Annotated in this window: 13 protein-coding genes and 2 pseudogenes; 4 read left to right on the top strand and 11 right to left on the bottom strand. The window is 59.8% G+C overall.

Annotated features, from left to right (window positions below; genetic code table 11):
• The 8 genes and pseudogenes from F759_RS42315 to F759_RS38395 form a co-directional block, all read right to left on the bottom strand.
• A pseudogene (locus F759_RS42315) lies at positions 1-150 on the bottom strand (IS5/IS1182 family transposase); the annotation flags it as partial.
• 178 nt (positions 151-328) lie between these two features.
• Positions 329-1,690: a sigma-54-dependent transcriptional regulator gene (locus F759_RS0123420; RefSeq protein ID WP_027801997.1), complete on the bottom strand. Its 1,362-nt coding sequence runs from the start codon at positions 1,688-1,690 to the stop codon at positions 329-331.
• A complete protein-coding gene (locus F759_RS0123415) occupies positions 1,680-3,545 on the bottom strand; it encodes a sensor histidine kinase (protein ID WP_027801996.1) in 1,866 nt (621 codons plus the stop codon). The genes F759_RS0123420 and F759_RS0123415 overlap by 11 nt, the downstream gene beginning before the upstream one ends.
• A 92-nt stretch (positions 3,546-3,637) precedes the next feature.
• Positions 3,638-4,993, bottom strand: coding sequence for a 2-hydroxycarboxylate transporter family protein (locus F759_RS0123410; protein WP_027801995.1), 1,356 nt, complete (start codon positions 4,991-4,993; stop codon positions 3,638-3,640).
• A 107-nt stretch (positions 4,994-5,100) separates the two neighbouring features.
• Positions 5,101-7,806, bottom strand: a complete 2,706-nt coding sequence (locus F759_RS0123405; protein ID WP_027801994.1) for a CoA-binding protein — start codon at positions 7,804-7,806, stop codon at positions 5,101-5,103.
• Between the two features lie 41 nt (positions 7,807-7,847).
• The gene (locus tag F759_RS38400) at positions 7,848-9,140 is read right to left on the bottom strand and encodes an ATP citrate lyase citrate-binding domain-containing protein (RefSeq protein ID WP_051377429.1); all 1,293 of its coding nucleotides are present in this window, start codon (positions 9,138-9,140) and stop codon (positions 7,848-7,850) included.
• 1,195 nt (positions 9,141-10,335) lie between these two features.
• Positions 10,336-11,295 carry a DUF1254 domain-containing protein gene (locus F759_RS0123390; RefSeq protein WP_027801992.1) on the bottom strand — a complete coding sequence of 320 codons (960 nt, stop codon included), beginning with the start codon at positions 11,293-11,295 and terminating at the stop codon, positions 10,336-10,338.
• The gene (locus F759_RS38395) at positions 11,292-13,001 is read right to left on the bottom strand and encodes a DUF1254 domain-containing protein (RefSeq protein ID WP_244438894.1); all 1,710 of its coding nucleotides are present in this window, start codon (positions 12,999-13,001) and stop codon (positions 11,292-11,294) included. Before F759_RS38395 ends, F759_RS0123390 begins: the two co-directional genes overlap by 4 nt.
• A gap of 510 nt (positions 13,002-13,511) precedes the next feature.
• Between F759_RS38395 and F759_RS0123380 the strand changes: the two genes are divergently transcribed.
• Positions 13,512-15,041, top strand: a complete 1,530-nt coding sequence (locus tag F759_RS0123380; protein WP_161633331.1) for a D-alanyl-D-alanine carboxypeptidase/D-alanyl-D-alanine-endopeptidase — start codon at positions 13,512-13,514, stop codon at positions 15,039-15,041.
• A 50-nt stretch (positions 15,042-15,091) separates the two neighbouring features.
• Here the strand turns inward: F759_RS0123380 and dacB are convergent, their stop codons facing one another.
• Both dacB and F759_RS38390 read right to left on the bottom strand, forming a co-directional pair.
• Positions 15,092-16,732 (bottom strand): D-alanyl-D-alanine carboxypeptidase/D-alanyl-D-alanine endopeptidase, encoded by a 1,641-nt coding sequence (dacB, locus tag F759_RS0123375; RefSeq protein WP_027801990.1) that lies wholly within the window; start codon positions 16,730-16,732, stop codon positions 15,092-15,094.
• Between the two features lie 101 nt (positions 16,733-16,833).
• A complete protein-coding gene (locus tag F759_RS38390) occupies positions 16,834-18,078 on the bottom strand; it encodes a serine hydrolase domain-containing protein (RefSeq protein ID WP_051377428.1) in 1,245 nt (414 codons plus the stop codon).
• Positions 18,079-18,654: 576 nt separating this feature from the next.
• Between F759_RS38390 and F759_RS44280 the strand changes: the two are divergent.
• A pseudogene (locus F759_RS44280) lies at positions 18,655-18,777 on the top strand (LysR family transcriptional regulator); the annotation flags it as partial.
• A 77-nt stretch (positions 18,778-18,854) separates the two neighbouring features.
• Positions 18,855-19,019, top strand: a complete 165-nt coding sequence (locus F759_RS44275; RefSeq protein ID WP_244438896.1) for a hypothetical protein — start codon at positions 18,855-18,857, stop codon at positions 19,017-19,019.
• A gap of 220 nt (positions 19,020-19,239) precedes the next feature.
• Here F759_RS44275 and F759_RS0123360 read toward each other — a convergent pair whose 3' ends face one another.
• Positions 19,240-19,449 carry a hypothetical protein gene (locus F759_RS0123360; protein WP_027801989.1) on the bottom strand — a complete coding sequence of 70 codons (210 nt, stop codon included), beginning with the start codon at positions 19,447-19,449 and terminating at the stop codon, positions 19,240-19,242.
• A gap of 1,010 nt (positions 19,450-20,459) precedes the next feature.
• Here F759_RS0123360 and groES point away from each other — a divergent pair.
• Positions 20,460-20,750, top strand: coding sequence for a co-chaperone GroES (gene groES / locus F759_RS0123350; RefSeq protein WP_006047749.1), 291 nt, complete (start codon positions 20,460-20,462; stop codon positions 20,748-20,750).
• The last annotated feature ends 19 nt before the right edge of the window (positions 20,751-20,769 follow it).

The raw sequence follows: 20,769 nt of genomic DNA, 5'->3' as shown, positions 1-20,769 counted from the left end.
AACACCTTCAAACCCGAGCTTCTGAAGATCGAGCTCATCCACAAAGACATCCACCACGCGCACAGGATTGGTGTCGGTCACGTAGTCATCAAGCGCTTCGGGAAGGAGAAAGCTTTGCGTACGACTATCGCCTTGAACGAATCGCTTCATCGTGCTCATCCTCCGCTATCGGATGAAGAATTTTAGCGCTTCAAAAATGCGTTTTGACACACTCTGGGCCATCAACCGTCATTCGTTCGCGCCGTCACTCGGACATCCAAACGTCCGTTCCACCCGGGAAGCAGCCGCGCATTCGGGATATTGAGCACTGCATGATTGCGGCGCTCCCTCAAGCGTCGAGTCCTTCGCTTTGCTCGTCTCCGCCCGGAAACTTCAGTTGACGCACCTTGTGATATAGCGTCTTCTTTGGCATTCCCAGTTCCGCGCTGGCCTCGGCGATATTCCCGTTGTGACGCCGCAGCATATCCGCGATCAGCATATGTTCGAAATGGGCAAGTTGCTCCGCCAGCGTTCCGTTTTTGATCCGCTGCACGCCGGCCGACAGGAGACGATCGCCATCGAGTCCAAGCACAAAGCGATCGGCGACATTCTGCAACTCCCGCACATTGCCGGGCCACTGATGCGTCATTAGCTCCGAGACCTGCGATGCAGACACAATCGGAGCTGACAGCCCGAAACGGCGTGCAGCAGCGAGTACGAAGTGCTCGAATAGGAGCGGTATGTCTTCCCGACGTTCGCGCAACGGGGGTAAATCGATCAGCGCGACGTTCAACCGATACAGCAGGTCAGCGCGAAAACGTCCGTCTGTCGCAAGTTCGACGAGATCTGCCTTCGATGCCGCCACGATCCGGCAATCGACAGCTATCGCCTCGTTCGAGCCAAGTCGCTCAATCTGGCGTTCCTGCAATACCCGCAGCATCTTGATCTGCAATGCGATCGGCATCGTTTCGATCTCGTCCAGAAAGAGCGTGCCGCCGGTGGCCCATTCGATCTTGCCGATGCGGTTCCTGATTGCACCCGTGAACGCACCGGCCTCATGACCGAATAGCTCACTCTCGAATAGCTGCTCGGGTAAGCCGCCACAGTTGAGCGCAACGAAATGATGATCGCGGCGCCCACCGAAATCGTGCAGTCCACGGGCGATCAGTTCCTTGCCCGTGCCCGTTTCGCCGGTAATCAGCACCGACACTGAGGTATCCGCCAGCCGCAGGATTTTCCGTCGAACCTCGACGATCGCGGGCGACTTGCCAAGCACAAGCGCCTCTATTCCCCGCCAGTTGTGCAGCGCCGCGCGCAAACCCTGCACTTCGAGCGTCAAACGGCGCTTCTCGACAGCGCGTGTTACACGACTCGCGATGTGGTCCGACGAAAAGGGCTTCTCGATGAAATCATAGGCGCCCGTTCGCATCGCCCCCACCGCTGTCGCGATGTCCGCGTGCCCGCTGATCAGTACAACAGGGATCCGTGGATCGATCGCAAGGACACGTTCGAGCAGTTTCAGACCGTCGATGCCCGGCATCCGTACATCGGACACGATCACCACCGGTGCACCCGGTGCGACCTCCGCCAGCGCCGCGGCCGCCGACTCATACGCCCGCACTGGAAAGCCAGCCAAAGCAACCGCCTGCTCGACGCCGAGACGCACGTTCTCATCGTCTTCGACCACAACAACGCTAATCTCATCGCCCATTGGCTGCCTCGTGCTCCGTCGCCACGGAAAATTCAATAGTGAATTGTGCGCCGCCGTTGGGTCGGTTTGCAGCGGAGATTCGCGCGCCAAAGCCGTCCACAAGACGCGAGGTAATCGCGAGCCCGAGACCCAAGCCGTGGCCTCGCGGCTTCGTCGTCACGAATGGTTCGAATAGATGCGCCAGAACCCCCGGCGCGATGCCCGCGCCACTGTCGCTGACGGTGAACCGCACACGGCTCGGCCGTTCGGTTCTGGAAGCTTCGATGGCGATCACGCGCTTATCCTGATCCGCGACGGCATCCAGCGCATTGCCAAGCAGGTTGACGATCACCTGCTGCAGTTGGCTCGGCTCTGCGCATATCGTCGTGCCGGCCGGGATCAGCACATCGAGTTGCACCTGCTCAGCGCGAATCCGTGCATCATAGATCAGCGCCGCGTGCGCGACCGCTTCATTCAGTGACACCGCGACACGTTCGAATTCAGGCTTGCGGGCGAAGGTCTTGAGTTCGCTTGTGAGTATCGCCATGCTGTCGACGAGCCGCGAAATTCGTTCGAGGTTTCCGATGGCAGGCGCAGGTTGATTGCGTTCGAAAAACGTCCGTGCATTGTCGCAGAGCGTTTTGATGGCAACGAGCGGCTGGTTCAGTTCATGCGTCAGACCGGCCGCCATTTGTCCGAGCACCGCGAGCTTGCCCGCATGCACGACCTCTTGCTGGGAATCCCGCAGTAGCTGTTCGGTGCGTATGCGCTCGACAATCTCCTCCCGCATCCTTTCATTGGCCTGCGTCAGTGCCGCCGTGCGCTCGCGAACCGTGATCTCCAGCCGATCATTGGCGCTGCGCAGCGCGTCCTGTGCCCTGAGTTTTTCCGCTATGGCGCGGCGGCGCTGGATCGCATAGAGGCAATACAGCCCGACGATGAGGAAGCCCCCCGTAACGAACGCGAGCGCGATCTGTTGCTGGTGCCGTGCGCCCGAGAGGTCGAGCACGATCATGATCGAATCGCCGGCCTGGGGCGCGGTTCGCGACATGGCCAGATAGCGCCGCTCGTGGCCCGGGCGACCCCAGTCGGGAAGGCGTGCAAACCACGCCGAAGTGTCCCAGTCACCAAGGCGCCGGTACGGCAGCGCTTCTACGCTACGGCCGGCATATTGGCGCGATGCCTGAATCTGCCGCTGCTGCCGCGCCGTTATCGGTCTAAGCGACGTGAACTTCCACGCCGGAACCGTGGAAATGACAATCACGCCGTTACTATCGATCACCATCGCCGCGACGCCCGGCACCCGCCACGCGGATTCGAGCGCGTCTACGCTGACCTTGACGGCCGTGGCCCCGATCGGCCCATCCGCCTCGCGCACCGCGCTCGCGAAATAGAGGCCAGGCATGCCGGTGTTCGTGCCGATACCGAAGAACCGGCCCGATCCATGTGCGAGCGCGTCCTGGAAATACGGCCGATAAGACACGTTGGTGCCGACGAAGCTTTCTGGCCGGTTCCAGTTGCTCGCGGCGATGACCAGGCCGTGCTGGTCGATCACGTCCACGGCAACGCTGCCGGCCTCGCGATTCACCGCGTCAAGATAGGTATTGACCGTGTTTAGAAGTCCGGCCGATGGGTCGGGCATCGCACTCAACAACGCGCGCACGCTTTCCTGCCTCGCGACGATCGAAGGCATCATCTCGTAGCGGCCGAGCTCGCTCTTCAGGCTGGCGGCATACAGGTCGAGCCGGTGCGCGCCGACCTCCGCAAGCGCATTGATCGAACGGTCCGACGCAAACTCGACCGCGGCGGCCGCCACGCCGAAGTAAAGCGCCGCGGCGGCCGCCCATCCCCACAATGGAATACCGCTTATCTTCATGCTGAACGTCGCCTTATGGCGCTCGATTCCGGAAATGACCGCCCGATCCCGACGTGGGCGACGGTGTCTCGACGATTGCCAACCGCGACGCATCATCCCATGTGCGCTAGCACGATCAACGTGACCGTGACGACGATCGCCCCGCCAATGCGGGTGGCGATCTGCGCAAACGGCATCAGCTGCATGCGGTTGGCGGCTGTGAGGATGGCGACGTCGCCGGTCCCGCCCTGCCCGCTGTGACAGGCGTTCACGATCGCGGTGTCGATAGGGTACATCTTCATCATGCGACCGACCGCAAAGCCGGTCCCCATCAGCGTGGCTACCGTTGCGACGATGGTGATGATGTTCACCAGCGTGAACGCAGCCATCAGTTTGTCCCACGGCGTCATCGCCACGCCGATTGCGAATAGCAGCGGATAGGTCACGGCCGTCGAGAAGAACTTATAGACGACGAACGCGCCTTCCTGCAATGGCGGCGACACCGCCCGGGCGAGCTTGACCAGCACCGCGAGAAATAGCATGGCCACCGGCGCGGGCAGCCCGAACATGTTGCGGCACATCAGCCCGAGCAGGTACAGCGTGATGGCGGTGATTCCCGCCGCCGCGATGTGGGAGACGTCGACGTGTCCGCGAATTTCCTCCTCCACCGGGTTCATTTCGTCCTCTTCGCCGACTTGCAGACGCCCCTGACCCGTGAGATGCGGAAAGCGTTTGCCGACCCTATCGAGCGCGCCCGCGAAGATGATCGCAGTGAGACTGCCGAGCATCACGGGCGGCAGCACCTGGGCGAACAGTTCGCCTTGCGGCAGATGCAGGATTTCCGAATAGCCGACCGACAAGGGTATTGCGCCTTCGCCGATGCCGCCCGCCATGATCGGCACAACGATATAGAAGAACGTATGGCGCGTGCCGAGCCCGAGTGCCGTGCCGACGAGCGTCCCGACAATACCCGCCGCAACCGAGCCAAGCGCGAGCGGCACGAAGATCTTGATAAATCCCTGGATCAGCACACGCCGGTCCATGCTCAGAATGCTGCCCACGATGATCGACGCAATAAACAGGTACAGGAAGTTGGTCGATTTCGTGAAATCCGTCGTGAGCGTGAGGATGGGCTTGGGCAGCAAATGGTAGTAAGTCAGCGCGGACGGGATAAAGGTCGCGAAGATCGCGGCCGCGCCGATATTGCGCACGATCGGCAGGCGCTTGCCGATCTCCGCGCACGTAAAACCGAAGAAGGCCAATACGGCGATCGCCATTGAGATTTCGCCGGGCACCTTCCCGGTAATCGCGAAACCCGCGATCAGCGCGAGCAGGATGACGTAGACCGGCAGCGGAATGATACCGATCCGGTATTCCATCAGTTTCCACCAGCCCTCTGGCCAGAATCGGGGCTTGATTTCCGGTTGCGGCGCCGGCACTGGCTGTGATGTGTTGGAAGTAACTTGCACGAAGTGTCTCCTCGGCGTTTGAAGGCCGGCGCCGCATTCCGATAGAACGCTCGAAGGCGGCCCGGTCTTTGATCTGATCAGTCGATCGTATCGACAGGTTTTTGCGCTCATGCAACGAATCGTACGCTCGCCTGAGGGGTGCGCGTGTCGAGATTGCGGCCGCGATTCATATGGTCGTCAACCTCCGCAGCGCAGCCGATCATCCGGCCATACAGGAACACGGTAAAGGCCGCGGTCTCCAGCGCCTGATTGGAGAAGTCCCCCGCCCGATGGCGAGCCCACAGCATCTTCAGCAACACAGAGGCAATCACTGCATCCACGTTGACCGCGAACACGTTGCGCGTCACGTTTTCGTCGTACAACGCCTGCACCAGCGCGCGGTAGTAGTCATGGAAGACGTTGTACTCGCCCCGAGCCTCGAAGCGTTGACGCACGAACGCCTCCCTGGGATCGACGTTGATAGGCTTGCCCTTGAATACCGGATGGTTGATGCAGGGCAGCGCCGTGGGTTGCTGTGCGCCGACCTCCTTGCGTTGTGTCCGCTCCTCGCCATATGCACGTGCGAATCCGGCAGCCATCGCTTTCAGGTCGAGACCGTGCGTCGGATCACCGGGATCGGTCATCGCGACCTTCTTAAAACGCTCAAGCAGGAACTCCACTCCCTCGAAGCCATTGCCGCCATGCGCGTAGCCCGCGTGGGTGAGAAAGCCGACCATCGCTTTGTTGAGTTGGACTCGTTCCGGCGTTTCGGGACCGTCCGCCGATACTGCGCCCTTCGCGCCCTGCGCGGAGATCGCGCCCGGTCCGTTCGTGAGCAGCAGGCCCACGAGCGTCTGAAATCCAAACAGCTCAACTTCATCCGGCTTGCCCCCAATCAACGCGGCGCACGCGACATCGGTCAGCGAGTGCTGTCCTAGCACCTCGTCCATCGCGATACCGCAGAAGCGTCCCGCTTCATGTTGTGCGGCGTCGGCCGACGCGCCGATCAGCGTTCCGAACAGGCGCATCCACCATGGCAGGTTTTCGACGGTCATCCGCGATACGCGTTTGCGCATCAGCGGCCCCCACGCGAGCGTCGTGGTGATTGCAGCCAGCACGGCATCGGCGTTCGGGTGTCCATCGAGGCCCTGTAAATAGCGGATGAACACGGACTTCGCTTCTCGATTCGCCAGACCTGCGAACATCGCCTGGGCCTTCTCGTCGGGCGCCTCACACGTGAGCAACGCGCGCGTCTCGGCGTCGGACTGCAGCAACGACAACGCGAAGTCTTCGTCGAGCGCATCACGCAGGCCGGCCACGGTGCCGAGGTCGACGAACGCTTGCGCAGCCCGTCGCGCGCGGTCCGCGCGACGAGGCCCGACAATGCTCGCCGCCGCCGCGAGGACGCTATTCGGTGCGTTGCCCGCGTCGCGCGCGGCTTGCGCCGCCGCAAGCGTCGCGTCGCCATGCAGGTTGAGTTCGGCGCCGACCGCAACACTGACGAGTTTCGCGTCGTTTGTGCCCCCCGGTTCATGCAACAGCGCTAGGCAAAGGTTGCCCTCGAGCGAATACTGCACGGCCTGTAGCACCGGCACGCCGTGCAGACTCGTCACCTGCGTGCCCGGATCCATCTGCGATGCGCCCGAAGCGTCCTTCATATTCTGGCGGGGCAACACGATGCCGACCTGTTGGTTCAGCGCGGCGATCTGTGCGTCATACGGCGGCAACGCTGCGACAACCGGCAGGTCGAGCTCGGGCGGCAATGCAATCCCTATTGATGAGCGAAACCATGGCTTGAGCGCGAGACTGCCTTCTGGCGCGAAGTCCGGCCGCGCACCGTTTTCATGCATCACCGCCGTCAGGGCCGCCGGAATGTGGGCGATATTGGTTACGAGCGCGCCTTTTGCGCTACACACCGGATCGTCCGGTGCGAACGGTCGATCGACGCCAAACTTTTCCATGAACCAGCGCTCTTTTGATGCAGCGTCGTCGTTGCCGCCGGCCAATGCTCCCGCATGGCCGACCGCTCGCGTCAGTTTCTGCTTCCAGCGGCCAACCACGCAGGCGACCACCGGCTTGCTGAAATTCGCTTCGAGTTCGTAGTATCCGCCCGGCTCCGAGTACAGCACCGCCGCCTTGCTGCGCGCGTCATTGGCGAGCGCGAACGCGAACTCCGGCGCCGCGAAATGGATATAAACGTCCTTACCACTCGACATCAGCGTAGTCGTTCCCCAGCCGGCCATCCGCAGGTATGTCGCGATCGTTGTCGTGAAATTTCCCGAGTTTGAGAAGATCGCGATCGAACCTTTCCTGAGTGCCTCGTCAGGGCTATCGCCGCCGAGTGCGCCGCCGATGCGCACGCGGTTCCACGCATCGGCAATGCCGAGGCTATTTCCGCCGAAGATGTCGATGCCGTTTTGCTGCCCCATCGCCCGGATCTCGCGCGAATCGTGCACGGACAATTTCTCCGTGACGATGAAGATTTTCTTGAGTTCGGGATTGACGCGAATCAGTTCGGCCACACCGTCGCGCGCAGCGGATGGGGGCAAATAGATCACGCCGCAGTTAAAACGATGGCCGTCCTGCAGCCCTTCCAGCACGCTGTTGTACACGGGGATATTGCCAAGCGAAGTCTCCAGCACCTGTCCGCGGCGTCCGGGCGACGTGCCGAAAACCACGTTACCTCCCGAATACGCGTGGCCCACCGGCGTGACTTGTCGCGACTCGCCCCCGAGTATGTTCAGCACGCACACACGGTCCTCTCGGCAGGCAGCCTGCGCGAGCGAACTGATGCCGACGTAGTATTTGAAATCTCCTGCACCGTGCCTGTACATGGTCTTTCTCCAGATTGATTAGATGCTCAAGTCATGTCAGTTCAGGCCTGGGCGGGCGAGCGTTGCGCACTGCTGGGCGTCGCGCAGACCAGCTCGCGGCCGCCTGCTTTCATCCACGCGTCCGCCGCCTTCGCGTACTGGATCACTTCGCTGATATCCGAATCGAACCCGAAAATGCTGTAGGGCAGGCCGAGCGCATCGCACGTATCACGCATTGCACCCATGCCGCGTACAAGATTAGGGCCGCCGCGCCCGATCACCACGTAAAGCGGCGTCGGTCCGTTCTTGCTGAAATGCTCGCGCAACGCATCGGCCATTGCGCGCAGCGTCTCGAAGATATCGGTGTTGTTCGACTTCCCGCCGATGATGAACAGCACGTTGGTCTGTTTCAGCCAGTGCTTGAAACAGATGCGAGCCACTTCCTTCATCTTTTCGTAGGGAGGATTCCCACCGAAGTCCGAGGAAATGATCGCGTCGTCGCCCAGGATCTCCGACACCAGCGAGTTGGCGCCGCCGCCAAAAGTCGGCGCGAGGATCGTGCCGCCTTCGTTGATCACATAGACGTCGCTTTGACCCTGGTAGGTTCGCAACTGGTTGATCTCTGATTCAAAATCGGAATAGTCGACCGAGAACACGTGCGCGGGTATGTCGAGCCGCTGCCAGCGAACGTCGTCGCGATCAAAGCCGCATTTGAAATCGCATGCGACTGGCGTCAGCCGGCCATCGCGACCGGCCTGCATGCGGATCGGGTTCAGCTCGAGCGTCGTCATGCCGAAGTTGTGATATAGCTCCCACAGTTTTGGCAGGTGTTGGACCAGCGGCGAAATGATTTCCTTAGGCGCGTTCAGGCGCGACAGCGCGTTGGCGACGACGAACGCCTTCAGCCCGGTGAGCGGATCAAACGGCACGTGCACGATCATGCTCGGGTCCAGTTCCTCGATGTCGACGCCGCCGTGATGCGTGAGTGTCATCGTAGGCGCCCTGAAGCGCGTCGAATCGGTGATCGAGAAATACACTTCATGCTGCGCCGGCACTGCGCCTTCGAAGGTCACGCCATTAGCCTTGGCGGTCTGATTTCCATGCCGGTGTTCGGCGAAGTACAGGCGCTCCTTCTCCTTCAGTGCGGTTTTCAGGTCGCTCGCTCGCCCGATGAGTCCCGCCTTGCCCTTTTTGCCTATGCCACCCTTGAACATAGGCTTCACGAATACCGAGCCATGACGATCGATCAGGGCCTTGATCTGCTCTTCGCTTGCGTCAGGGCCGAGAACTTCGGCAGTGGGAAAACCGCCGAATTTCAACAGTCTTGAGCCGTACAACATACCAGTGACTTGCATATCGTCTCCTTGCGGGTTGCTTCCTGAATGGACTGCGCGGTGGCATCGGCGGGCGTGCCAGTACAGTGACGAACAATCGACGGACGCATCTGTCCCGCCGGCCGGGGAGGCAGTCGGTGATCAGGACAGACGGGGGAAGTTGAGTTGCGGCTTTCTAACGCCGCGCGCTAGAGCGCGGGGGGAAAAATCGAATCATGGGTGTCGTCTCCGTAGGTGAGTCCTGTGCGGACTGCTTTAATGGCGTTGGATGCTCCGTGCGTTAAACAACGCAAGGCCCGTGCCAACGATCGCCCGGCGTGGGGGCGCGTATCTGATTGATTTATATAGATTATGTTGATCTAAAAATGACTGGCAGACGAACCGATTCTCGAAAGTCAGAATCCGCCGGCCGTGCAGGCTGAGACTTCAGCCGCCGTAGAAAGTCGAGCTAAAATTGACGTCGCATTCGGGCATCGGGGCGCGGTCGCCAGCGCGCATTTCCCTGCTGTCCGATGCGACCAGTGCTTGTTGCCGAAGATGCCCGTCAAACCATTTCCAAAATCAGCAAATAAATCGACTGCGCGACTGACCAGGATGCGAGCGGACTCCAATGCCCGCGAAGGCCGGTTTTTGCCGTCCGATGCGGGTAGGACAAGCGGCCGTTGTCGGACTTGAAAGCTGCCGCCGAGTCCCGGCGGTGTTGAGCGGCGGCAGTGGGTCGGGGCCGGAAGCTCGGGCCGAGGACGCGCAGCGCTCGAACTTCGATCTTCGGCAACCGGCCAGTTGCGGCCATCCGCAGGTACAAATACTTGAAATCTAGGCGGCAGCTTTGCGCTTGATAGCGGCCGTCCAACGCGCTAATCTTGCCCAACCTTGGCATATACGAGCTCGCCGGTCTGGCTAACCCCAAGGGGCAGGTTTGTCTTGGTGCGACTGATGGAGACAATCCAAGATCCAATCCGGACTTTGCAGTGATGTCTCCAAGCGCGCCGCTGGTATCCGTTGATGAACTTGGTCTCGCTGCCCCGTTGCGCCGCTTGGCTATACGGTCTGAGGCTGAACTGCGGGGAGATCTAGACTTCCACATGCCAGTTGGTTTACCCGAACTGGCAAAGCCCTCCGGCGCGCCGTGTTTGCGTGCCTCGCTGCGAAAACTAAGCAATGCCCGCCCGCGGCTCGGGTCAGGGTTTCTCTGGCGGATCTACGCGCGGCCTGCCTATTTGACTGCTACAACCGCGGGTAGCTTGTAGCTCCCGTTCAAAACGGACGGACCAGGGCGATAAATCCGCATGAGGAAATTCCAACCTTCAGTGACGTCGAGCCGGTTCGCAACATCGCCGCAGGCTTCCTTAGATCCGTAGTGAACTGTGAAAGTGCCGTCGCCATTGATTTTTGCGGTCGACGAATTGACGATGTTGTTCTCGCTTTTCATGTAGCCGTCGTCGCCATAAACAGTGATGGACCAGAAGGCCTTATTCTCGGGAACCTGATAGGTTGCCCTGTGGCAGACATTCGGATTGTGGTTGCCGCTGTAGTTCAGGTAGGTGGCGTCCCACTCCGGAAACAGCCCCCAGGCCGCTGCTGCTGCGAGGTGCCGGGTGGCTTCGTCAGCCTTACCACGCGACCCCATCATTCCCTTGTAACTGCCGTGCTGGGCTGCCTGCTTTTCGTACTCTTCTGTCAGTGCCGTCAGGGAATCCCCGTTCCATTTGAATGGGGGAAGCGGATCGGCGCTGTCGGCCTTGATAATAAATTGATCCTGGAGTTGGTTGATCAAGTCGATTTCCTGCGGGTCTTTCGAATTAACGACTTGAATTCGGACGCCGATGCCCAGGTACTTCGTGTCCTGCGGCAGTTTATGCGTGCCCGCAGTGTAGATCGCGCCGGGGCAATAGTGGTCGTTATCTACAAGGTAGACCGATGCATAACGGTTCTTCGGGAGTTCAGGTACCGTTATCGTGGCCCCTTTCGACGTATCGACAATGGCCATCGAATAGAGCGTGTCCCGATTCATCCGCACGACGTTCTGTTTGTCCAGCGGCGTGAGACTTCGAAAATGATAGAAACGGTTCACACCGCCCGCCATTGCGACGATGTTGCCGAACTGGCGATCGGATTCTGCGCGGATATAGGTCTCAGGCGTGACATCGACGCCAGTCCCGGATGCCTTTGTCATGCCATCCTCCCCAGCGACTGCGCCTGCATGTCCGCGGCTTGCAACATCGGCTGCTTCCATGTCCCATCAAGCGCCTCGGGCTTGGGCCAATAAAGACGCATAATCAAAGAAAAAGGGCCGTTCGGAGCGGGAAGCCAGTTAGACTCCTCATCCTTGCCGGGCGAAGCGTGCTGAATATAAAGCGTCAGTCCGCCGTCCACATCCCGTTTCAAATCAGGCAACATCGGAGAGTTAATAAGATAGCGGTCAAGTGAATTCGCCGAGAGCAGGCTCGCGGGCTGTTCATAAAGCGTCAGAGACCAGAAAGAATTGACCGGTGGCAACTGGCCTGGAGTGAATCGCAGCGCATAGCGGTTTTTGGATCCATCCAGTTTCTGTCCGGCTCCGTCCACGAAATAAGGTGGATACATCGCCTCCTGTTTGCTATTGCCGTAGATGCCGAGTGCGGCGCCGGTCATGCGGTAGAGGTAGTTGTTCTTCATAAACTCCCGCGTCCCAAAGAGGTCGCCGCTAGTCAACTCCCCGGCATTGATGTACTGCACCGTGCCGTGAAAGTCCTCCCAGGCGTCGGCCATGCCGTCCGTGACTGCTTGACGAATTTCTGGCGTAAGCTCCGACGCGTCAAAGGTCTTGCCTACATCGATGCCAAGTTTGGCGAGCCGTACTCGTAGATCCTTCTCTGAGCGATCGGTGCGACAGAACTGCAGGGTGAAGTTCAGAACATTGAAAAACTCGAGTGAGGTGCGCTGCTGATCAGGCGTGAGTGACTTGATGAAATCAATAGACGATGCAGCCCTAGTTGCGGGCTTACCCAGGAATGTCGACAGCGGCTGCACGTTACAACGGGATTGAATCGTCTTAACGTTGTCGAGATCGCCTGGATCGAAAAGCTGGATACGAAATAAGGCCAATGCGAGTTGCGTCTCACAACGGATCACTTTCGTGATTTCCGCTGGTGCTTCACCCTGCCAATCGGGGCCCGCGATCATAAAGCTTCCGCCGTCATTGCCGGTGGTGCGGCTGCCGAGGTAATCAAAGTTGTGGGTGTAAAGGTCGATTAACTGGACGCTGAAATACCTCCCGTTTTCGACCGGTGGGACCGTAATCACAATGGGTTCCGTGCGCAGGTCGAACCCGGCCCAGGAATAGGGGGTGTCGGAGTTTGGAGTCTGAACGGTCTTGTCTGCGGGAGTGAAAACGCGGGAAATATTCTTAAGATGATTCCATGGCGCTTTGTATTCGGGATCTTCACAATCTACAAAGTACCCATACTGTATCCTGTAGTTGTCTACCATCGGGAAGCCATAGATGTAAGCCTCTTTGGCGATGGCACGAGCCTCAATAGCTGTGACTGCGGCTGTGGTCTCCTTAGCGTCTTTCATATTTCTCTCCCAGTCGAACTCTGTGAACTGACGTTCTCCCGACTTCAGCACCAAACCATTCCAGAGTATCACTTGATGATCTTCCACGGGAAGCTGCGGCGCCGACGGGTCGGCCAACGGGCGGCGTGAATAGGGTAGTGCAGGAGCCGACGACGAACATTTCGAACGGCGAACGAGGATCAGAGCCGCTTGCCCTCCGACCATCAGGTGTTCCCCGGATACCCCTGATGGTTGATCGTCGAGCATCAATTCGTTCTGCTCGGGTACCTTCAGTTGCCTACGTACTTTTTGCAAGGCGCCCGCAAGCGCAGGGGCCTTGCCCACATCGCGGAGCGCGTTCGCCCACCGCACGGAAATGGAACGCTACTGGCGACCGCGTATAGGCCAAACGAAAGTCTCTGTTACGGGTACTGACAGGGTGTCCGGTGCCGACCGTTTTGGTTTCGGAAGCGGTCGTCGAACGCATGACGGCCCGAGCGACCGGAACGGGTCGATTTGGTGCGTTCGCCGTCGGCCCGCGTTCGGCCAGATGAAGCGTCATTCGCCCGTACCGTCGCTCGGACATTCAGACGTCGTGTCCGCTCTTCTAAACGGTCATTGATTCCGAAAACCAATTACGGCCGATCGTACAAATTTGCGCTGCTGCGAATGATATGAGCGTTACAAGCATACCTTGCACCCCGGTTCACTGAAACCTATGCTGAGAGATCTCCTACTCAGGCAGGAACACCCATGCGCGCACAGTCGCGGTCGGTTTTCGCAGTACTAGTATCGTGTTCGCTAATCGTCGGGTGCGGCAGCGACATATCGGCCACCGATCCCTATGCGCAAGTGATGAACAAGCCGCGCTACATCAGCGCGCAATCACAGTGGTCGATGATTGTGATGGATGCGGGAACAGGTCAGATTCTCTACTCGCTGAATCCCGACACGATGATTTTCACCGCTTCGGTGCGCAAGCTCTACTCTGTCGCCACCGCTTTGGGCGTGATCGGCGCGGACCATCGCTTCCAGACGCCCGTTTATCGCAACGGCACGGTCGACGCGACCGGCAAGCTGACCGGCGACCTGATCATCCAAGCCTCCGGCGATCTAACGTTCGGCGGCCGCCAGAAGCCGGACGGCACGGTCGACTTCACCGACTACGATCATAACGACGCACGGGGTTTCCAAGGGGCGATCCTGACGCCCGAAGATCCGCTCACCGCGATGAATGCGCTTGCCGCTCAGGTGCGTGCCTCCGGCATTACGTCGGTGAATGGCGACGTGATCGTCGACGACCGCCTGTTCGATTCGTTTCGCGTGCCAAACGGCAATGTGCTGATCTCGCCGATGCTCGTCAACGAGAACGTGATCGACATGACGCTGAGCCCGGGAGTGGGCGTCGGCCAGCCGGCGGTGCTCGACTGGCGACCCCGCACCAGCGCGATGACGTTCCAGGGCACGGCCGTCGGGACCGCCGCCGGTACGGATCCCGACATCGTCGTGTCCGGCGACGCCTTCAATGAAGCCCCGCTCAGTTGCATCGCGACACCCGGCTGCAAGGCGACAGTCTCGGGCGAAGCCGGCCTCGACACCCCGGCGACGATCCCGCTCGCGTACAGATCGGCGCTGATCGGCAACGACATCTATGTGAGCAACGTGCGCGTCGACGATCCGCCGTCGTTCGCGCGCACCGCGTTCATCGATGCGCTCGCGCGTGCTGGCGTGGCCGTAAGCGCACCCTCGGTGCAAGCGAATGCGTCGGCGTCATTGCCCTCTTCGCCTGGCAATATGAGTGCGAACCAGGTCGCGAGCTTCACCTCACCGCCCTATTCGGAGTTCGCGAAACTCATCCTCAAAGTCAGCCTGAACACCGGTGCGAACCTCAGCCTGATGTACCAGGGCGTCGCGCAAGGCGGACGCACCGTCGACGATGCACTCGGCACCGAACGCAAATATCTGACCGGTACACTCGGCCTCGACGGCGGGAGCTTCGATTTTCCGACCAACGGTAGCGGCACGCCCGACAGCCGCGCGACCGCGCGCACCACCGCAACGCTACTCGCGATGATGAGCCGCGGCGCGAACGCCACCGTGTATCGCAATGCACTGTCGATTCTCGGCACCGACGGTTCGCTCGCGGCAGTCGGCAAAACCGTTGTCGGCAAGGAGAACATCCTGGTCAAGAGCGGCGCGACGATCGACGCAAGCGGACAGCTGGTCGCAATCAACATGGCGGGCTACATCAGCGCGAAGAGCGGGCGCCAGCTTGCCTATGCGCTCTTCGTCAACCACGCTGGCCCGGCCAGCTCGGCCGCCGCCGCGCTCGACGTGTTCAACGACGAAGCCGACATTCTCGGCATCGTCTACTCGCAATATTGAGGCCCCGGTTTTCGGGCCGGGCGCGCCACTGACTCACGGCGCGCCGAACGTCATTGCAGTTTCCACAACGTCGCTGCGATCGTCCCCTCGTCGTTGAACACCGTCACCACATCGGCAATGCCACCGGGAACCGGCACGTTGTTCACCGTCAGGAAGAATACGAGCCGCCGCCCGCTCTTTGCGGTGATGTAGCCGGCCAGCGCCTGCCCTCTGAGCAACCCCGTTCCGGGTATAGCTGGATTTTCAACGACGTAGGTTCCGGTCTTAGCCTGCACCTGGCCTTTCGCGCCAGCAAGCGTGGGATCGGACTCGAAGGCGGTGACCGTCGTCAGCGAACCATCGACGCCAAGCGACGGCATCGAATCTTCATACGCGGCAAAGTCGGGTTTCGATACCATCCCGCGCATCATCGAGATCACAGCTTTGGCATTGGCAGTGGTTTCGCCGCCGCCGCTGCCGTCAACGAAGTGATATTGGCTCGGCGAGATCGCGAACGTCGATTGCAATTCGGTTTGCTCGGCCGCAAGGGCGGCGTCCATCGTGGTCGAATTGTTTTTTGCCAGACCCCACATAAGCAGCGTCGTGTCGGCACCAAGGTTGTAGCTGACCTTGTTGACGAACCGGATGTCCTGCGCGTACGGTGCGGCCGTCAATTGCGCGACCAGTTGCGCGTTCGAGTACGAGCCCTTCGCCGGCAGCGACGCGGCGGCATTGACGCCAACCGGCACGGCCGTCACCGTGACGCCTGCGCGCGTCAGCGCTTCAATGAACACGGTGCGCGCGTAGCTCGACGGCGCCGTGATGCGGAACGTGCGGACCAACGGAAACGTATTCACTGGCGCCGGTACGTAACCCACCGGCACCGAGCCGCTGACGCTTCCGACGCACGGCGTCGTGCCGATACACGTTAGAAACTTTTGTTGCTCGTCCGGATCGAGGTCGATCGACGCGGCAGACGACGCGCTGCCGGTCGAGAGGGTCGACTGCACAGTCACCGCCCCCGACCTGGGCCGGTAGTCGAATGGCAGCGGCTGGCCCTCAGTGCTCTGGGTGAACGACACGTCGACCTGATCGTCGTTGACGAAGATCGGGGTTGCCATAAACTCGTCACGGAAGTCGAACGCCGCGAAAAGCCGGTCGTCGATCACGATGTCACCGTTGACCTTCGTGATGCCGGCGGCTGCCACCTGCTGTGCGAGTGAGTTATAGCCGGCGAGCGGATCGGGCGCGGATAGCACCGCATTGCCGAGACCGTTAGCTTCGTTGTGATCGAACGACGTGAGTGCAATCGTGCCGTCTGGATTCGCGCGTCCGCCCATTGTCAGATCGCCGCTCGCGACCAGAATCAGATTGCCGTTGAGCGTGCCGGCCCCATCGACGGTGCCGGTTTTATAGACCGGTGTCACCGCCCTGTGTTGCGCGCCGATCGCATTCAGCGCGTTGCCGGTTGTAAAGACCTTGCGCACCGACGCAATGTACACCTGCGAGCTGGAGTTCAGATCGTAGATCAGGTTTCCCGTGCCCTGATCGACGACCTGTAGCGACCACGTCGCGCCTTTGTACGCCGGCTTTTGCATCACCTGCAGGATCGAATCGGGTACGGCGGTACTATGACTGCTGTCGATCGATCCGCCGCACGATACCACCAGCGTCGCAGTGGCAATCACGGACAGGCGCAATACTATTTTCACAAGTCCTCTTTCCATTTCAGGGTCTCCCGGGGCCGGTTAGCGTTTTAAGAAGCGCGTTTGATCGTCGTTGCACGCAGTTGCCTTCTTGTCTTCGTTAGCGCTCAAGGCTTGATCTCGTCGAGATCGTCGACGATGTTCTCGTTATCAAGCGCGGCAATCAGCAGTTTTCCGATTGCATCGGCGGGCGCGGTGCCATTGGGCGAATCCGCGCTCGTGGCCCAAACCACGATAGTGTTCTTCGAGTTCGGGGCGCTGACCATGAACGTATTGAAACCGTTGATTTGCCCGTTATGCCCGTAGTACGTGCCCCACTTTGCGATACCGAGGCAATAAGCCGGCGAATCGGGATCGCCAGGCGCGATGACCGTGCAGGTCGACAAACGCCGGGCCTGCAGATCGGTGTTCAGATAGTTACCGCCGACCATCGCCTTGACGAACATGGCCAACTCTCTGGCCACCGACAGCCCGGAGCCGGCGGTCCATCCCCATGATGCGGACGCGTCGGTTACGTCGGTCGGCTGTAGCGTGCCGTTTTTTGCGGCCGCCTGAAGCGCGGGCGACAGCGCTGGGCTGTTCGCCGTCTCCGCATTCGTGCCCCATAGATAGCCATGCGCGAACGGCGCCGGTATGGACGTATTGGTTTGCGGCGGCAGATACGTCTGTGTCAGACCGAGTGGCGTGAAGAGGCGCGCCTTGATCGCGTCGGCGGCGCTCATGCCGGTCAGTTGCTCGATTAGCATCCCGAGCAGCACCGTATTGGTGTTCGAGTAACCGAACAACGTCCCCGGATCAAAATCGACCTGATGGCTGTATGCGATGTCGAGGAGTTCGCTCGTGGTCCAAAGCTTGCCGCGTTGGGCGTCTATCTTCTGATTGAAGCCGAGGTCGCGCGTGTAATTGAAGAGGCCGCTACGCATTCCTAGCAGCTGTTCGATCGTGATCCTATTGCCGTTCGGCACGTTCGGAATGTACTTGCCGACGGTATCGCTGAGGCTTAGTTTTCCTTCCTGCACCAGTTGCAGGATCACCGTGGCGGTCCAGGTTTTCGTGACGCTGCCAACGCGGAAATTCGCGTCAGTCGGAATCGGTGTGCTAGTGCCGCGCTGCGCACTGCCGAACGATTCGCTCCAGTTTCCGTTCGGCGATTCGACATAGACGACGGCGCCGGAGGTCTGCGTGTCCGAAAGTAGTTGCATGATCTGCGGCCGTGCCATCGTCACGTAAGCGGGATCGGCCGAAAGGTTGTCGCCGCAGGCGGCGAGTGCGAACGAGCTGATCAGCGCCAAAGTTCGTCCGCAAATTGCGAACAAAGAATAGCCAAGGCTAAACACGCGGCTGAGCGTCATTGCTTATTGTCCTTTTTGACTGAGCCGACTGGCAACATCACGCAAGTCGGTGAAATAGGCATGCAGGCGCAAATTCGCCGAAAAGACTCAATGCCTCAAGCACACGACTCCCGTACTGCCGCATATCTGACGTGCGGCGGCCAACGCGTCCCTTAGTTCTTCCTCGCCAAATGAATATAGAAGATTGCTTTACAGAATGCACGGATGACTCATTCAATTCAGCCAAAAATAGATGCGTTGCCAAATATGGCGGGTTCAATCTGGTTAGGGCTTTCAGGTATGACTTGAAACGTTGCAGCACACGTCGCACTGCGTTAAGGGGTTCGGTGGGGGTCGAAAACGCCCCGTTCACTGAACCCGGTAGTGGTCGTTTGTTGCCGACATTTGGCGAACGACCGCTGAACAGCCGTAAGCGAGCATATCCGTTTCGGTACACAGCCGTCGGCTTGGGCCATCCCGGATGCGAGCGGTCCGATCCTGGCGTTAATTAAAGCAGACTACGCTGCGCGAGGAGCCACGGAGCTGCGAGGCCGTCTACGCGTTGCCTTGTCGACCAGTTTCGGGGTCCGCGAGGTGATGCCGCGGATAGGACGGTTTATGAGCGCGCATCCGGCTTTGCACGTTGACTTGCGAATTGCCGACGACCGGCAGGACCTGATCGTTGAAGGCGTGGATGTCGCATTTCGCTTTGGACAGTCGAAGGACTCGAAGGCCACTTCAACGATGCTAGGGCGTTACGCCCAGATTCTGGTTGCCCCCTTGACTATCTGGCCACGATGGGAACGCCGGTCGAGCCGGGCAATCTGGCCGACCATACGCTCATCATGGGGCCATTGGGTGCCCGGGCCTCCCGGCTGGCCGCCCGCGCGCTTGTTGCCTGTCTTGCGGACGAACTGAAAGGGATCTCGGTCTACTGGCTCGCAATTATCGAATTGCTGTAGCCGGGAAGCCGGCATGAATGTCCGGTCCGCTCGGTTACCTGCCCTAAAGCGCCTCAAAGCGCGACCGTCGGCAACGGGTCGCGTGCAGCCGACTACTAGTAACACTACTGACCTACGGGAGTTCAATTTTTGAGCGGGACGGAAAACACGGCTGTTGCTTGGCCATAAGGTCAATTGCTGAGAAAGTGCTGCGACCGGCACATCTGTTATCAAACCGTCGCTAGCGACGTCCGCTGCGGCTCCATACGTAGCGCACCCACCGCTGCCACCGGCTTTGCGGCCGAACTGGTGATTTGTGCGCAGCCTGCGCTGCGCGGTCGCGCTCGACGCTCTTCTGCACCTGTTCGTGGATCTGCCGCAACGTCATGCCGCCGGGGCCCGTGAGTTTTTCGGGATCAGGTTCAGGATCGAGATGAGGACCGTCTGTCATGGAAGTCGCTTATTCCTGATCGGCCGGCTTCATCTTGATACAGATGGCCAGTTGCAGCAAGGATGTGAAGCCGGCCAGCGGATCATCGAGAGCCGCTGCATGGCACACCGGCAAATTGTCGGCCACTTTCAGCCGTTCACATTCGTCGTCGGTCGGACGTCTAGGCGTCGGCTCCGCCCCCGAAACCTGCCGTTCGCTTGATGAGACGACCAACGTCAGAGATGGGTCGATTTGGTGCGTTCGCCGTCGGGTCGAAAGTACGCATTCGCCGAAACGGAACACGACATTGAGAGTGGGTGGCTGGCGAATGACCGGTGAGGGGTGTTCAGCCGACTCCTACGTGCCCACGCATCAATAACCGCAATGCCGACTGGCTCCGAGGGATGAATGACCGCTGCACCCTTAAATGCTGCACATGATTTGGCGCTTGGCCCTGTGTCCGGAGTGCGCGAATCCGCCCAGTCGCCATATGGGGCAACTAGTGATGTGCTGTTCGATGCGCCGCGTGATGCGTGATCAACACATCCTTGGAAAAACTGATCGTTGCAGGCAGATCGAATAGCAGCGCGTTGGTCCAATCTGACAACCCTGCGGACGCTTCACGGAAGCTTGCAGTCTGGCAATCTCTTCTCGCTACTAGCGGATAGGGGTTTTCCCTAATGAGAGGGTCGGCCATCTAACTGTGATGTACAGATTCTCTGAATGGCCGTCCGCGCGGGAGCTGACAACACCCCATGGATGTGCGAGAAAAGATTTCAAGTATTTGTTTTCAATGGCGATTGTCTGCCGACCTCGAGTTTTGTTGCAACGCAAGCTTCAAACTAAGTGAACAAAGTTCAAAGTTAAGTGGATCTCGGCACGACACGCGCGTCGGCATCCCTTCTTGAATTTGTCACCACCCGTCCATATAATTAGCACTCGCTGCACGAGAGTGCTAACAACTTCGCCGGTTGGCTCGGTCAGCCGGGTTTTCCAAGCGTTCTTCAGTTTCAATCAAGAGAGGAGTATGTATGAACCTTCGTCCTTTGCATGATCGCGTGATCGTCAAGCGTCTGGATCAAGAAACCAAGACCGCGTCGGGCATCGTGATCCCCGAAGCCGCAGCAGAAAAGCCGGATCAGGGCGAAATCCTGGCGGTCGGCCCGGGTAAGCGTGACGACAAGGGCGCACAGATCGCGCTCGACGTGAAGGTTGGTGACCGCGTCCTGTTCGGCAAGTACGCAGGCCAGACCGTCAAGGTCGACGGCAATGAACTGCTGGTGATGCGCGAAGAAGACATCATGGCCGTGGTGAACAAGTAAGCGCAAAGTCGCTACTTGC

This window comes from Paraburkholderia dilworthii, from assembly GCF_000472525.1.
GTDB lineage: Bacteria > Pseudomonadota > Gammaproteobacteria > Burkholderiales > Burkholderiaceae > Paraburkholderia > Paraburkholderia dilworthii.
This window is presented reverse-complemented; position numbering and strand designations above follow the sequence as displayed.

What these genes read in the sequence shown, in the direction of transcription:
- F759_RS0123420 (WP_027801997.1), bottom strand. Translation starts at nt 1,690, where the DNA reads ATGGGCGATGAGATTAGCGTTGTTGTGGTCGAAGACGATGAGAACGTG.
- F759_RS0123415 (WP_027801996.1), bottom strand. Translation starts at nt 3,545, where the DNA reads ATGAAGATAAGCGGTATTCCATTGTGGGGATGGGCGGCCGCCGCGGCG.
- F759_RS0123405 (WP_027801994.1), bottom strand. Translation starts at nt 7,806, where the DNA reads ATGTACAGGCACGGTGCAGGAGATTTCAAATACTACGTCGGCATCAGT.
- F759_RS38400 (WP_051377429.1), bottom strand. Translation starts at nt 9,140, where the DNA reads ATGCAAGTCACTGGTATGTTGTACGGCTCAAGACTGTTGAAATTCGGC.
- F759_RS0123390 (WP_027801992.1), bottom strand. Translation starts at nt 11,295, where the DNA reads ATGACAAAGGCATCCGGGACTGGCGTCGATGTCACGCCTGAGACCTAT.
- F759_RS0123380 (WP_161633331.1), top strand. Translation starts at nt 13,512, where the DNA reads ATGAACAAGCCGCGCTACATCAGCGCGCAATCACAGTGGTCGATGATT.
- F759_RS38390 (WP_051377428.1), bottom strand. Translation starts at nt 18,078, where the DNA reads ATGACGCTCAGCCGCGTGTTTAGCCTTGGCTATTCTTTGTTCGCAATT.
- F759_RS44275 (WP_244438896.1), top strand. Translation starts at nt 18,855, where the DNA reads ATGGGAACGCCGGTCGAGCCGGGCAATCTGGCCGACCATACGCTCATC.
- F759_RS0123360 (WP_027801989.1), bottom strand. Translation starts at nt 19,449, where the DNA reads ATGACAGACGGTCCTCATCTCGATCCTGAACCTGATCCCGAAAAACTC.
- groES (WP_006047749.1), top strand. Translation starts at nt 20,460, where the DNA reads ATGAACCTTCGTCCTTTGCATGATCGCGTGATCGTCAAGCGTCTGGAT.